The following is a 14,441-nucleotide window of genomic DNA, read 5'->3' on the forward strand; positions in this document are numbered from 1 at the left end:
CCCCATGCGTCCACATTCCTTCCGAAAAGCGATTTCTGTTTCGTTTGCGACGGCGTTGCTGGCCACGTCCTGGCTTGCCGCGGCGCAACCTTCCAATGCCGATCGGCCGATACGGGTCGTCGTTCCACTGGCCGCCGGCTCGACGGTCGATGCGGTCGCCCGCGCGGTCGCGCCGGCCTTCGGTCGCGCGACCGGCCACCCGGTCGTGGTGGAGAACGTTGTCGGCGCCGGTGGGATTCCGGGTACCGCCCAGATCGTGAAGGCGCCCAAGGATGGGCTCACGCTCGGCATGGTGTCGTCCAACCATGTCATCAATCCAGGCATCTACAAGACGATCCCGTACGACAGCATGAAGGACATCACACCCATCGCGGTACTGGCCACCGTGCCCGTCGTGCTGGTGGTGAACAACGCGCTTCCGGTGAAGAGCGTGAAGGACCTGCTGGCCTATGCAAAGGACCATCCCGGCAAGCTCAACTACGGATCCGCCGGGAATGGGAGCGTGCTCCACCTGGCAGGGGAACTGATGGTGAGCGAGACCGGCATCGACATGAAGCACGTACCCTATCGCGGCACCGGGCCGCTCGTCACCGACCTGATCGGCGGGCAGGTGCAACTCGCGTTCGTCTCGATCTCGCAGGTGGCCCCGCAGATCAAGGCCGGGGCGCTGCGCGCATTGGCGGTGTCGACGCCGGCGCGCTCCGCGGCCCTGCCCGAGGTGCCGACGATGATGGAGTCGGGCGTGCCCAAATACAGCTTCGATGCGTGGATCGCGCTGATCGGCCCCGCGGGCCTGCCCAAGCCTGTGGTCGACAGCTATGCCGCCGCGGTGCAAGAGGCCCTGGTGTCGCCGGAAGCACGAAACGTCATCGCCGGCCAAGGCCTCACGGTGCTCAACACAGGACCCGGACTGGCGCCGGCCTTCTTCGAGTCCGAACTGGTGAAGCACCAGAAGCTGGTGAAGCAGTCCGGTGCCACCCTGGATTGAGTCGAATGTGTGAGGGGGCGGTTGCCCGGAACCGTTAGACCAGGAACCCACGGTGAAAGACCGGCGCTGCCGTGACGGGCTAGATTGCGCACTTCATGGTCGTGGCGCCGGGCGGTGGGCCGGATGTTTGGTCAGTCGTCCCCACCCGAAGCTGGTAGCGCCAGAATTTCCAAGGCTTCGCGCGTGAAATCGAGCCACAGCTCTTCGTACCCCATCCCTGCCTTGAGAACGAGATGCTGCAGGCGGCGTGCTCGGCTGGCGGGCTTGCCGTGAAAGTCGCGTTGTTCCAATCGCCGGTAGAGGTCGAGTTTTTCCTGGTGCATCGCCTGGCGGCGTGCAATCTCCTTCTGCAACCCGGTAGGCCCAATCACCGCCTCAGCGCGAAGGCGAACCATCAACTCTTCGCGCAACCACGTGGGATCCTTGCGTTCGGCCACCCACCGCCGCAGCTCCTTGCGCCCCGCAGCCCGTATCCGGTACTGGCGCTTGCGCCCCCTTCCGGATTCGGCGGGGAGGGCCTCGATCCATCCTGCTTCCTCGAGCCGTGCGAGTTCGCGATAAATCTGCTGGTGCGTAGCATGCCAGAAGTACCCGATGGACTTGTCGAATCGCTCGGCAAGTTCGGAGCCCGAGCACGGGTGCTCGATCAATGCGGTGAGAAGGGCGTGAGGTAATGACATCGGGACAGGAGCCTTGGCGGCCGAGCATTTTGCCCGAACTGCATGGCGCCTTCACGCATCGCGGCCCGTTCGCCATTGCTGCAACGGCCTTCGTCGGGCCGGACGGCAAGCTGTATGCGCATGGCACTACCACCTGCCTGGTGTTCGAGCTGAAGCCGCGTTGATGGTCCTGTGACGATGCGGGCGCTTCAAGCGCTTGCGCGGCTCTCTAGATGTCCGCGATGTTCTTTCCGAGGTTCGACTCGAACTCGCCTGGCTTGCCGATGCCGCGCTTCGTCAGTTTCGGAATTCGTTCCTGGAATCCCTCCCAAGCGAACGTCTTGAAGAAGGTGTCTTGCGTATCCTGAAGATCCGCACGGCTGGGCAAGCCAATCCGGTTGATGGTCGACTTCGATACAGCCAGCACGCGTTTGTCGAACGACAGCACGCGTGCCACGAACTTGGCGACATGCGCGTCCAGTTCGTCTTCAGGAATGGCACGATTGATCCAGCCGTAGCGTTCCGCGGTGTCCGCACTGTGGTCGTCTGCGCCGAGCACGATCTCCAGGGCGCGCGCGCGGCCGACGAGCAGGGGCAGGCGCTCCAAGGCACCCCCACCCGGAATCAGCCCGATGCCGACTTCCGGCTGTCCGAAGATGGCTTTCTCTCGGCTCGCGAAACGGATGTCGCACGCCAACGCGAATTCGCTGCCCCCACCACGTACGCGCCCGCGGATGACCGCGACGCTCAGCACGCTGCTGGCGGCAAGGCGCTGCGCCGCCTCGATCCAGGGGGGGAGGCCGAAGCGACTGCGCGGCTCCGCCGGGCTGTAGTGTGCGATGAAGAAGTCGGGGTTGGCGCTTTCGAAAGTCACTATCTTCAGCGCCTCGTCGGTCTCCATCTCGGTCACGAGGTCGTAGAACTCGTCGTACATGCTGTCGTCGATCAGGTTGATCGGCGGGTTGTCCAGGATCACTTTCCAGTGACCTTCGACCGTCTTGTCGACAAGCAGCTTTTTCTTTCTCTCAGTCATCTCTTCTCCAGGTAAGTTTTCAGGACTCGCGTTGAACTCATCGGTCGTCGACTGGGTGTACCGAGCGGTACAGAAAAGTATATACCAATCGGTACAATGCGCAAATGGCAAGAAAATTGATTCGAGAGGAAGGGTTGGAGCGGGCCTTGCGCCTTTTCTGGCGCAACGGCTACAACGGGACGTCGATGGAGATGTTGACGAAGGAACTCGGCGTCGAAAAGCCCAGCATCTACGCGACATTCGGCAGCAAGCGAAGCCTCTATCTGGAGGCATTGCTTCACTACCGGACCAGCATGGTCAGGCGGGTTGCGGAATTCCTCGACTCCGCGGCCACCCCGCGTGCAGGCATCGACCGTGTAGTCCGTTTCATGATGACGTCGCTGTACGAACCAGGCGTGCAGGAGGGCTGCATGGTGACCAATGCCGCACTGGAGCTGGCCGACCAGGACCGGGAAGTCGCTGCCCACGTGAGTACCATGCTCGGCGAGATCGGCAGTTTGTTCGAGAAGTCGTTGCTGGCGGGACAGAAGTCGGGCGAGGTGACGACCCGTGTCTCCGCCGACCTGCTGGCCGCTTACCTCGTCAACATGATCGAAGGGACGCGGATCACGGAGAAGACTCGCCCAAGCAAGGAGAAGCTACGGGCACTCGCGCAGTTTTCCTTGAGCGCCTTGGACCCTGCGTTCGATGCGCCGCACGCTCACAGAGCTTTGAACTCCGGGGCTGTGACAACGTAGGACGGCGGTTCCGAGGTGCTGTGAACAGTCACCTGGACCAGGCGGTTCGACGGTCAGTGCGCCCCGACGGGGAACCTCATTTATGCAACCAGTTGCATTGTCGCTCCGACGCGGCTACATTAATGCAATCAGTTGCATGAAAGAGGTATGAACGTGTCGCACTATCCCCACCTGAACGCCCCGCTGGATCTGGGCTTCACCAGCCTCAGGAACCGCGTGCTGATGGGTTCCATGCACGTTGGCTTGGAGGAGGTGCCGCATGGCTTTGAGCGCATGGCAGCCTTCTACGCAGAGCGGGCACGCGGCGAGGTGGGCTTGATCGTCACAGGCGGCATTGCCCCCAACGCACGCGCGCGACCGATGCAGGGCGGCGCCATGCTCGTGAACGAAGTCGAGGCCGAACACCACCGCGTCGTGACGCGGGCGGTCCACGCCGAAGGCGGCAAGATCGCCATGCAAATCCTCCATTTCGGGCGCTACGCCTACCAACCGGACCTGGTGGCACCCAGCGCCTTGCGGGCGCCCATCAATCCGTTCGTGCCGCACGCGCTCACGGGGGATGAAGTCGAGCAGACGATCGATGACTTCGCGCGTTGCGCGGCGCTTGCCCAGTTCGCCGGCTACGACGGTGTCGAGATCATGGGCTCGGAGGGTTACCTGATCAACGAGTTCATCGCCGCGCGCACCAACCACCGCGACGATGAATGGGGCGGCAGCTATGCCAACCGCATGCGCCTTTCCGACGGAGATCGTGCGTCGCACCCGCGAACGCGTGGGCCGCAATTTCATCATCATCTATCGCCTCTCCATGCTCGACCTGGTCGAAGGCGGCTCCAACCTGGAAGAGGTGATCCAGTTGGCGCAGGAGATCGAGGCGGCAGGCGCCACGATCCTCAACACCGGCATCGGCTGGCACGAGGCGCGCGTCCCGACCATCGCCACCAAGGTACCGCGAGCCGCCTACGCCTGGGTAACGAAACGACTCATGGGGAAGGTCGGCATTCCGCTCATCACCTCCAACCGCATCAACACGCCAGAGGTGGCCGAACGGCTGCTGGCGGAGGGCTATGGCGACATGGTGTCCATGGCGCGCCCGCTGTTGGCTGATGGCGATTTCGTGCGCAAGGCGCGCCAGGGCCGTGCCGACGAAATCAACACCTGCATTGGCTGCAACCAGGCCTGCCTGGATCACACCTTCGCCGGAAAGATCACCTCCTGCCTGGTCAATCCGCGTGCCTGTCACGAGACCGAATTGGTCATCGAGCCAGCGCAAACGCCGAAACGCATCGCCGTGGTCGGCGCCGGGCCCGCAGGCCTGAGCTTCTCTGTCACGGCGGCGCAGCGTGGCCACCAAGTCACGCTGTTCGATTCGGCCAGCGAGATCGGGGGGCAGCTGAACATTGCCAAGAAAGTGCCGGGCAAAGAGGAGTTCTACGAGACCTTGCGTTACTTCCAGCGTCAACTCGAGCTGCAGAACGTGACTTTGCGTCTCGATACGCGGGTTAGCGCCGGCGAACTCATGGGCGCCGGCTTCGACGAGGTGGTGCTCGCAACGGGGATTCAGCCGCGCATTCCCGAGATCGAGGGCATAGCCCATCCCAAAGTCTTGAACTACCTGGATGTGTTGCGCGACGACAAGCCGGTCGGCCACCGCGTTGCGGTGCTGGGTGCAGGCGGGATCGGCTTCGACGTGGGCGAATACCTGACGCATGCCGGGGACAGCGCGGCCGTGGTGCCGGCCAAGTTCTACGAAGAATGGGGCATCGACACCGACTACATGCAGGCAGGCGGCCTGCGCCGACCGCAAGCTGAGTCGCCAGCGCGCCGCGTGCACCTGCTGCAGCGCAAATCCACCAAGGTGGGCGACCAGCTGGGCAAGACAACGGGTTGGATTCACCGCACCTCACTGAAGGCTCGGGGAGTTTCGATGACTTCGGGTGTGTCCTATGAGCGCATCGACGACGCGGGCCTGCATCTGACCGTGGACGGTGAGCCTCAGGTGCTCGATGTGGACCACGTGGTGGTCTGTGCCGGCCAGGAGCCGCTGCGGGAACTCCACGATGCATTGCGCTTGGCGGGTCGCTCCGCGCACCTCATCGGCGGCGCGGATCTGGCCGCTGAACTGGACGCAAAGCGCGCCATCCATCAAGGCACCAGCCTGGCCGCGCGCATCTGACGCGCAGCGACCGTCTCACTTTCTTTTCACCACCAGCAAGGAGTCGACAAATGTCGCAGCCCCCGAAAAACACCCAACCCGCCGTCGCCCGGTCTCTCGATCTTTGGCACCGAATGATCGCAACATCCGACCTCGGCGAATTGCACACCATCGTCCACCCGGATGCCCTCTTTCGCTCGCCCATGTCGGCCTCGGCCTATGCCTCGGCGCCAGCGCTCACCCTTGCGCTGTCCACAGTCATCAAGGTCTTCGAGAACTTCGCCTATCACCGCCAACTGGTCAGCGACGATGGCCTGAACGTGGTGCTGGAGTTCAGCGCAAACATTGGCGACAAGAAGCTCAAGGGCATCGACCTCATCCGGTTCAACGAGAGCGGTCAGATCGAGGAGTTCGAAGTGATGGTTCGCCCGATGAGCGGTCTGCAGGCGCTCGGCGTGGAAATGGGCAAGCGCGTGGCCGACCAGTTGCCCGCCTTCAAGGTCAAGGCCTGAGGGCTGAGGCAGGCACGCCACTCCAGCGGCAAAAGTGTCGGACAAAGCTGCTTGCGATGCTGGCTCCGGCTGGATGCACGAATCCGAATGCCGCGGGCGACCGATACACGGTGCACGAGCATAAAGCGACGCGCGACCAGTTCATCGCCGTCCGGTAGGCCCCCTCGGGGCGAGGTGAGTCTCTCTGCCGTGCGATTTGATGTTAAACGTCAGTTCAGTAAACGAGTTATAAACCACGTTCTTTGAACGCCCTTTTACATGAAGAGGCGCGGCCCTGAAACGCTTTGGGAAAGCCTTGTGCACCACGACGAATCTGTTGTTGCCATTGAAACCGGCACGCCGCAACTGCTTTTACGCCGCGAAGGACGCGTGGCTGTGATGACGCTCAACCGGCCAGCGTCGATGAATGCGCTTTCCGGCGAGCTGACGCCGGCGATCCGGCGAAGTATCCAGCGCTGTGCCGACGATCCCGACATCGGTGCGCTATTGATCACTGGCGCCGGCAAGGCCTTCTGCGCGGGCGGCGACGTCAAGGGCATGGGCGATCGCTTTGAAGGCGCGCAACAAAGCGAGGCCGAGCGCATCGCCGACCTGCAGCGCAAACAGCGCACGTTGACCGGCGCGTTGTTTCGGCTGAACAAGCCCACTGTCGCGGCATTGCCTGGTGCGGCTGTGGGCGCGGGGCTGGCGTTGGCCCTCGCATGCGACATACGGATTCTCGCCGCGTCGGCCTTCATGGCCACGGGCTACGCGCGTCTCGCGATGAGCGGTGACTACGGCGTGAACTGGTTCCTTACGCGACTCGCAGGCCCTGGTGCGGCACGCGACATGATGCTCACGGCCCGGCGCATCGAGGCCGTGGAATGCAAGGCCTTTGGGTTGGCCAGCCAGATCGTCCCCGATGGCGAACTGCAGGCCACGTCATTGCGGACCGCCGATACGCTCGCATCGGTCTCAGGAGCGGCCGTGCGCAGCATCAAGCAGAACCTGAACGATGCATTGCACTTGGACCTGGAATCCATGATGGACAAAGAGGCCGACCGCCTGATCCGGCTGCTGCACAGCGATGAGCATCGACAGGCTGCGGAAGCTTTCAGGAACAAGTCGAAGGATCGCAGTTGAGGGCGGTGGGCATAGGCACGTGTGATAGTTGCCAATGGTGTTGCCATCGCTGTGCCTTGGATCCAGGAACTGGACCGGAGCAGCAATGCAACATTTCCTATTCGGGCCAAAGGCGACATACAATCAGCCGCTACACACCATGTCAAGGCCAAGTTCAGATGTCGCACTGCCAGCCAAATAGAAATGTCGCATTTCTGCTTTTTGGATGGACCCGGTGAACGCCGTGACTGCCTTGCCTTTGAGCCTGCGCAGGCCTTTCAGCCGGAGGCCAACACGGTTGTTTTCTTGGGTGCCCGGCAGACCGCTCTGACCGCTTCGTCGAGGTCCTGTGACGTGAACTGCCTGGACCGTTTGGTCCCTGGCAAAGCCTTGGTGGAGTAGGGCGCCTGCCCCTGATTCGTGCGCGAGGGCGTACTGGATTTTCTTCTGTCGTCACGCTGCGCCTGGATCACCAGCGCAGCCTGCAGTGCGTGGCTCAGGCGCTTGTTCTCGACGATGGCGGCGGTGTCGACCTGTGGCAATCGGTCATAGCGCTCGTAGACCAGGTTTGCACCGTCGGCTCGCAGCTCAATCCGGCCATCCGGGTACTCGAAGACATCGATGTAGCGATGGATCAGCTTGCGGTTGGCTGGCGTGTCCTTGAGCAGGTAGATCACCCGGTCGTGCTGCAGCGTGAGCGACAGCGACACCTTGCGCTGCAGCCGCCAAGTGAACAGCAGATCCAGATCTTCATCATCGCGCACAGGACGGTGGGCATCGAACTCGCGCAGCGGCGCCTTGGCGAAACGCGCGTTGAAGTCGGCAATGAAGTGCGGTGCGAACGCATTGGCCGCTTCGCGCGTGTTGATCCCACGCAGGCGCAGTTCCTTCACCAGGCGGTCCTGCAATGTGAGGTTGGCACGCTCTACACGGCCCTTGGCCTGGCTCGTGTTGGCACACATGATGTCGATGTTCAGCTCGAAGAGAACGCGTCCGAACTGCGTCGTGCCGCGGCCGAAATCGGTCGAGTCGCGCACTGAGCGGAAGATGCTCGCCTTGTCGCTGTAGAACGCTACGGGCTTGCCATGCTGCTCGATATAGCCTCGCGTGGCTTCGAAGTACGCGAAGGCCGACTCGGTCGGCACGAAGTGCAGCTGCATCAGCTGGCTGGTGGCGTCGTCGATGAACACCAGCAGTGTGCACGCCGGCGCACGATCCTCGAACCAGGCATGGTCGCTGCCGTCGATCTGGATCAGTTCGCCTCGGCAGGATCGACGGTTGCGCGGCTGGTGGATCTTGGGGGCGCGCTGCCTGCGCGGCGTCCACAAGCCTGTAGCGACCATCAGCGCCCGAACCGTTTCCTTGCTGAGCGCAATCCCGTGGCATTCCTGCAGCTTCTCGGTGGCCAGCGTCGGGCCGAAGTCGGCATAGCGCTCGCGGATGAGCATGATGGCACGCTCGGCAATGCCAGGAGCCAGCTGGTTGTTGCTGGGTCGCCCGCGCTTGCGTGAGACCAGACCGGAGGGCCCGTCGTCCAGATATCGACCCACCAGCCGCTCGACCTGCCTTCGGCTCATGCCGAGGCGCTGCGCGGCCTGGCCGACCCGCAGCATCCGGTCGACCACCGCCTGAATCGTCTTGAGCCGATCGGCTTCGCGCATCGTCATCGTGATCGTCGCTGCAGATGTCGCCATGGCCATGCCTTCGAGCTCGGGGCGGCCAACTTTGCGACATTTGAACTTTGCTGGAATGCGACATTACAACTTTGCTCCCACACACCAAAGGAATACAATGTATCTTATGTTAAATAAGATGTGAGATCCGGAACCCGCCGCGGAGACGCTCGCGGCGGCGGCGTATCCAATGTGGCCGCACACGCTTGCATGGCACGGCACGGAACACCACACGCAGCGAGGCATGAACCGCCGACCGCGGAACCCCTTTTGTACGGCCGGCCCGGATCACACGGACTCGGCATGGGTCCCCGCCAGGTAAGCCGCCTTGACCTCCGGACTCTTGAGCAGTTCGGCTCCCGTGCCAGACAGCGCGATTTCTCCATGCTGAAGAACGTAGGCATGGTCTGCAAGCCGCAGCGCATGGTGTGCGTTCTGCTCGACCAGCAGAACAGTCATACCGTCGGTGCGGTTCACTTCACGAATGATCTGGAAAATCTTCCGGATATAGATCGGTGCCAGCCCCAGTGAAGGCTCGTCAAGCATCAGCAGCCGCGGCCGGCTCACAAGCGCCCTGCCAATCGCCAGCATCTGCTGCTCGCCTCCCGACAAGGTGCCGGCGCGCTGCTGGTGACGCTCACCCAGGACGGGAAACAGCGCGAAGATCCGTTCGAGGTCCGAGCCAAAGTGCGCCGGATCGACAAAGGTGGCGCCAAGCCGGAGGTTCTCCATCACCGTCATCCGCGGAAAGATCCTGCGGCCCTCGGGCGACAGGGCGATTCCCAGCTGAGACACCTTGTGCGACGGGACGCGGCTGATGTCCTGCCCGCGAAACAGGATTTGCCCCGACGAAATACGGGGCGCCCCGAAGATGCCGGTCATCAGCGTCGATTTGCCGGCACCGTTGGCCCCGATGAGCGTGACGATCTCGCCTTCGCGAACCCGCAGGTCAACACCACGCAACGCCTGAACCGGGCCGTAGTGTGCATCCACGTTCTTGAGTTCCAGCATCATGCCGCCGCCTCCTCGGAAACGCCTGTACTCTCTTCGTGGTCCGCCTCATCAGGCTCATCCGGCGCACCCAAATAGGCCGCAATGACGTGGGGATCGTTTTGAACCTCAAGGGGCGTCCCCTCGGCGATCTTGCGACCGTAGTTCAATACGACGACCCGCTGGGAAACTCTCATCACGACAGCCATGTCATGCTCAACCAGCAGTACGGCAACGCCCTCCTCCGAGATCAAGCTCAGCAGAAGGTCATTCAACGCTGCGGATTCGCTGGGGTTGAGGCCGGCGGCCGGCTCATCGAGACAGAGGATGCGTGGCCGTGCGGCCATGGCGCGCGCGATCTCCACGCGGCGCTGCACCCCATAGGGCAGCCCCCCTGCAGGCGAGTCCGCCTGGGCCAGGAGACCAAACCGCCGCAGCAGCGCCAAGGCGGTCTGCACGGCGCCTTCCTCTGCGTTCCGATAGCGCGCCAAGCCCAGCAGCCCGGCGAGCGAAAACATGCTCGCGTGCTGCAGCGCGTTGTGTTGCGCCACGATCAGGTTTTCCAGCACCGTCATCTTCGGGAACAGGCGGATGTTCTGGAACGTGCGCAGAATCTGCGCCTCGCGTGCCAGTTCATGGCTGGGCAGGCATTCGAGCCGCAGGGCCCCGTGTTGCGGGTGCTGCATCGTGACCGTGCCCGATGTGGGTCGATAGAACCCGGTCAGGCAATTGAACAACGTTGTCTTTCCAGCACCGTTCGGGCCGATGATCGAGGTGATCTCGCGGGCTTGGACAGACATCGAAAGGTCGTCGATCGCGGTCACGCCGCCGAAGCGCATCGTCAGGTGGCTGACCTCGAGGAGCGCGGGTGTCGAGGGATTCATGAAGGCACCCCCACTTCGCGAAGTGCCGCGGCCCTCTCCTCGCGCGCGGAGTTCACGGTCGCTCTCCGCATGGAAAGCAGGCCGCCAGGACGCCAAACCATGATCGCCACCATGGCGGCACCGAAGAGAAGCATCCGGTACTCGCTGAAGTTGCGGCCGAGTTCGGGCAGCAGTACCAGAACGCATGCGGCCAGCACCACGCCGAACTGGCTGCCGGATCCACCCAGAACGACGATTGCGAGGATGATGGCGCTCTCGGTGAACGTGAAGCTCTCCGGCGAAATGAAGCCCTGCCGCGCGGCGAAGAAGACTCCGGCGACGCCACCGAGCGCGGCGCCCAGGGCAAACGCCGAAAGCTTGACGTTGGTCACGTTGATGCCCAAGGCCCTGCACGCGATCTCGTCTTCGCGCATGGCCTCCCAGGCCCGGCCGATCGGCAGGCGGCGCAAGCGCAGCACAAGCAGGTTGGTGAGAAGCGCCAGGCCCAGGATCACGAGATAGAGAAAGACCATGCGGTGCCACGGCGCGAACTCGATGCCGAGCGTTCCCGCCACCGTTGCCGCATTCCCCGGCGGCGCGAACGACAGCCCGAACAGCGTGGGACGCGGAATCGACGCGATGCCATCCGGTCCATGGGTCAGATCGGTCCAGTTCAGCAACACCAGCCGGATGATTTCGCCGAATCCGAGCGTCACGATGGCAAGGTAGTCGCCGCGCAATCGAAGCGTCGGATAGCCGAGCAGGACCCCGAAGGCCGCCGCGAAAAGACCGGCGATCGGCAGGCACCACCAGAACGAAAGGCCGAACTGGGTGGCCAGCAGCGCATAGGTGTAGGCGCCGACGGCATAGAAGGCAACGTAGCCCAGGTCCAGCAGCCCGGCCAGTCCCACCACCACGTTGAGCCCCCAACCGAGCATGACGTAGATCAGGACCGTGGTGGCCGTGTCGACGACGTATCGGTTGTCGTGGAAGGCGAACGGAAGCACCACCGCCACGCCGATCGCGAAGGCGCCAGCCAACTTCGAGCCATTGGCCCTCCCCAAGCGATGCATGGCGCTCGGGCGGTTGCTTCGGCCGCGCGCCACCTGTTGGCGCTCGAACAGCCAACGTACCGCCAGCCGTCCGAGGAAGACCAGCCCCGCAGTGGCAAGAAGCCAACTCCATCGTGTCTGCACCGCAAGCCGCCCGCCCACATCGACCGTCGTCAGACCGATGAACGGGATGCCGAGCAGAAACGCGACCAGCGCGGCCAGCGCCGCGTCCGCCAGCCAGCGCAGCGGATGGCGCCCCTTGTCTTGTGCCATTGGATCGGCCATCACACCTTCTCCACTTCGGGACGGCCCAGCAGGCCGGAGGGTCGGAAAACCAGCACGAGGATGAGGATGCCGAACACGGCCACATCCTTGTACTCGGCGGAGAAGTAGCCCGCATAGAACGCTTCGATCAGCCCGATCAGCAGGCCGCCGAGCATCGCGCCAGGCAGCGACCCGATGCCTCCGAGCACTGCGGCGGTGAATGCCTTCACCCCCGCGAGAAAGCCGATGTAGAAGTCGATCACACCGTAGTACAGCGTCACCATCATCCCCGCGACGCCCGCCAGCGCCGCGCCGATCATGAAGGTCATCGAGATCGTTCGGTCGACGTTGATGCCAAGCATTCGCGTCATGCCCTGGTCCTGTTCGCAGGCCCGCTGCCGGCGGCCGAAGGAGGTTCGCGTGATCATCCAGGTGAATGCCAGCATGAGCACGGCGGTGACGACGATGATCAGCAGCTGCACGTGGGACAGGCGCACGGAATCGGCGCCCGTTCCGAAGAACTCGAAACCGCCTTCCAGCAGTGGCTGTATCTGCTTGATCCGCGCGCCCTGGAGCAATTGAACGCCGTTCTGCAGGAAGATCGACGCTCCGATTGCCGAGATCAGCGGCGCGAGCTTGGTCGAGCCGCGCAAAGGCCGATAGGCCATGCGTTCGACCGCCCAACCGTAGCCGGCGGTGAACAACACAGCCACCAGCAACACGACGAGCAGCGCCAACGGCAGTGAAGTCATGCCCGCGGCCGCGAGCACCGTGAAGGCCGTGAGCGAGATGAACGCGCCGAGCATGTAGATCTCTCCATGCGCGAAGTTGATCATCCCGAGGATGCCGTACACCATCGTGTAGCCGATGGCGATGAGGCCGTACAGCGATCCGAGCGTCAGCCCGTTGATCGCCTGCTGTAGGAACTGCGACATGGTGGATCCGTACGCGAAAGGTGAATTTGCGTCAGTGCGCCAGGTCGTACTGGTTGCCCTTCCATTGGTACACGACGAAGCCGGGATCCTTCGGGTCCCCCTTCGCATCGAACGCCACCTTTCCAAGCACCGTGTCGAAGCTGCCGCCGGCCAGCGCCTTTTGCACGTCGGCGTACCTCAGGCTGCCCGCCTTCTGCAGCGCCTGGGCGTAGACCTGGACGGCCGCGTAGCAGAAGAGCACGTACCCATCGGGCTCGATCTTGTTGTCACGGAAGCGTTTGACGATCTCCGCCGAGGCCGGGTACTTGCGCGGATCCGGATAGAAGGTGAACAGCAAGCCATCGATGGCCGAACCGGCCGCCGTGGCCAACTCGGCACTGGTCGAGGTGTTGCCACTCATCACCGCAAGCTTCAGGCCGCCCTGCGACGACTGGCGAAGGATCAAGCCGAGTTCGGTGTAGTAGCCGCCGTAGAACATCGCGTCGACGCCGCCCGCCTTCAGCTTGCTGACCAGCGCGGTGTAGTCCTTCTCGCCGGCGGTGATCGACTCCCGCAGCACCGGGGCGTTCTTGTGGTCGGCCAGGTACTTGGCGACGATGTCGGCCTGGCCCTTGCCGAAGGCGCTCTTGTCGTCGATGACGGCGATCTTCTTGCCAGCGAACTTCCTGACGATGTAGTCGGCCGCCACCACGCCTTCCTGATCATCGCGGCCGGTGATGCGGAACACGTTCTTCAGTCCGCGATCGGTCACCTTCCCGTTGGTCGAGATGGTGATCATCGGCACCTGCGCTTCGCTGTAGACCTCGGAGGCCGGAATGCTCGAGCTCGAGCAGTAGTGGCCCACGATGGCGGAGACCTTCTTGTTCACCATCGCGTTCGCAACGGCCACGGCCTGCTTGGGATCGCAGACGTCGTCGCCGACCTCGACCTTCAGCTTCTGGCCGAGCACCCCACCGGCAGCGTTGATGGCAGCGACTGCCGCCTCGACACCATTGCGCATCTGCTCTCCGCCCGATGCGTACTGACCTGACATGGGACCCGCTACGCCGACGAGGATGTCGGCACTGGCAACCGCCGGCGCGAACAAGGCGGCCAAGGCGAGAAGAGGGGCGGCTATGCGCTGAGAAGGGTGCATGGAATTTCTCCGGTGGTGAATACCGTGGCGACGGCGGGGATCGGATCGGTGATGAGGCCTCGGACCTGTGATTCCGGGGCCTCATCACTAGGCGAAATTCTGGATTTCATTCCTCCGCACGTCTGGCGGATTTACAGCCCGAGTCATGCGGGAATTCGCACATTCGCATTGGGGTTTTCCCGCGCGCACCAGTTCGATATTGGGTGCACTTACCAATGAACGATCACCAGGCGGAGAACTGAAAAAGGCTCGCGACGCATGTCTTCCGCCTGCCAGGGATGCGGACTGGTGCACATAGCCGGCATAGCTCGGACTGTGCAAAAAACCGCATGTTTTCGCCTTCA

At 63.1% G+C, this 14,441-nt stretch carries 13 protein-coding genes and 1 pseudogene; 6 read left to right on the forward strand and 8 right to left on the reverse strand.

All coding sequences use genetic code 11. The annotated features are described in order from the left end of the window. Positions 1-4 precede the first annotated feature (4 nt). Positions 5-988 carry a Bug family tripartite tricarboxylate transporter substrate binding protein gene (locus ABID97_RS27520; RefSeq protein WP_354402511.1) on the forward strand — a complete coding sequence of 328 codons (984 nt, stop codon included), beginning with the start codon at positions 5-7 and terminating at the stop codon, positions 986-988. A 131-nt stretch (positions 989-1,119) separates the two neighbouring features. Here ABID97_RS27520 and ABID97_RS27525 read toward each other — a convergent pair whose 3' ends face one another. After that, complete coding sequence (locus tag ABID97_RS27525; RefSeq protein WP_354402512.1) at positions 1,120-1,668, reverse strand: PadR family transcriptional regulator; 549 nt, start codon at positions 1,666-1,668, stop codon at positions 1,120-1,122. On the opposite strand from ABID97_RS27525, the gene ABID97_RS27530 reads away from it, so the two are divergent. Beyond that, entirely contained in the window at positions 1,662-1,832 is a 171-nt protein-coding gene (locus tag ABID97_RS27530; protein WP_354402513.1) for a hypothetical protein, read from the forward strand. The genes ABID97_RS27525 and ABID97_RS27530 overlap by 7 nt on opposite strands. 44 nt (positions 1,833-1,876) lie before the next feature. On the opposite strand, the gene ABID97_RS27535 is transcribed toward ABID97_RS27530, so the two are convergent. After that, positions 1,877-2,680, reverse strand: coding sequence for an enoyl-CoA hydratase/isomerase family protein (locus ABID97_RS27535; protein WP_354402514.1), 804 nt, complete (start codon positions 2,678-2,680; stop codon positions 1,877-1,879). 104 nt (positions 2,681-2,784) lie between these two features. Here ABID97_RS27535 and ABID97_RS27540 point away from each other — a divergent pair, with 104 nt between their 5' ends. The 4 genes and pseudogenes from ABID97_RS27540 (at position 2,785) to ABID97_RS27555 (ending at position 7,206) form a co-directional block, all read left to right on the forward strand. Then, positions 2,785-3,417, forward strand: a complete 633-nt coding sequence (locus tag ABID97_RS27540) for a TetR/AcrR family transcriptional regulator (protein WP_354402515.1) — start codon at positions 2,785-2,787, stop codon at positions 3,415-3,417. Between the two features lie 153 nt (positions 3,418-3,570). After that, a pseudogene (locus ABID97_RS27545) lies at positions 3,571-5,593 on the forward strand (oxidoreductase). A 50-nt stretch (positions 5,594-5,643) separates the two neighbouring features. After that, positions 5,644-6,084, forward strand: coding sequence for a nuclear transport factor 2 family protein (locus ABID97_RS27550; protein ID WP_354402516.1), 441 nt, complete (start codon positions 5,644-5,646; stop codon positions 6,082-6,084). A gap of 297 nt (positions 6,085-6,381) precedes the next feature. Further along, positions 6,382-7,206, forward strand: coding sequence for an enoyl-CoA hydratase-related protein (locus ABID97_RS27555; RefSeq protein ID WP_354402517.1), 825 nt, complete (start codon positions 6,382-6,384; stop codon positions 7,204-7,206). A gap of 257 nt (positions 7,207-7,463) precedes the next feature. Here ABID97_RS27555 and ABID97_RS27560 read toward each other — a convergent pair whose 3' ends face one another. The 6 genes from ABID97_RS27560 to ABID97_RS27585 all read right to left on the reverse strand — a co-directional run bounded on the left by ABID97_RS27560 (position 7,464) and on the right by ABID97_RS27585 (position 14,097). After that, positions 7,464-8,852: an ISNCY family transposase gene (locus ABID97_RS27560; protein WP_503012818.1), complete on the reverse strand. Its 1,389-nt coding sequence runs from the start codon at positions 8,850-8,852 to the stop codon at positions 7,464-7,466. 294 nt (positions 8,853-9,146) lie between these two features. Further along, a complete protein-coding gene (locus tag ABID97_RS27565; protein WP_354403075.1) occupies positions 9,147-9,869 on the reverse strand; it encodes an ABC transporter ATP-binding protein in 723 nt (240 codons plus the stop codon). Continuing rightward, the gene (locus tag ABID97_RS27570; RefSeq protein ID WP_354402518.1) at positions 9,869-10,732 is read right to left on the reverse strand and encodes an ABC transporter ATP-binding protein; all 864 of its coding nucleotides are present in this window, start codon (positions 10,730-10,732) and stop codon (positions 9,869-9,871) included. The genes ABID97_RS27565 and ABID97_RS27570 overlap by 1 nt, the downstream gene beginning before the upstream one ends. Further along, complete coding sequence (gene livM / locus ABID97_RS27575) at positions 10,729-12,048, reverse strand: high-affinity branched-chain amino acid ABC transporter permease LivM (protein ID WP_354402519.1); 1,320 nt, start codon at positions 12,046-12,048, stop codon at positions 10,729-10,731. The genes ABID97_RS27570 and livM overlap by 4 nt, the downstream gene beginning before the upstream one ends. Further along, positions 12,048-12,962 carry a branched-chain amino acid ABC transporter permease gene (locus tag ABID97_RS27580; protein WP_354402520.1) on the reverse strand — a complete coding sequence of 305 codons (915 nt, stop codon included), beginning with the start codon at positions 12,960-12,962 and terminating at the stop codon, positions 12,048-12,050. Before ABID97_RS27580 ends, livM begins: the two co-directional genes overlap by 1 nt. A gap of 31 nt (positions 12,963-12,993) precedes the next feature. Further along, a complete protein-coding gene (locus tag ABID97_RS27585) occupies positions 12,994-14,097 on the reverse strand; it encodes a branched-chain amino acid ABC transporter substrate-binding protein (protein ID WP_354402521.1) in 1,104 nt (367 codons plus the stop codon). Positions 14,098-14,441: the final 344 nt, after the last annotated feature.

This window comes from Variovorax sp. OAS795, assembly GCF_040546685.1.
In the GTDB taxonomy this organism is placed as follows: Bacteria; Pseudomonadota; Gammaproteobacteria; order Burkholderiales; family Burkholderiaceae_C; genus Variovorax.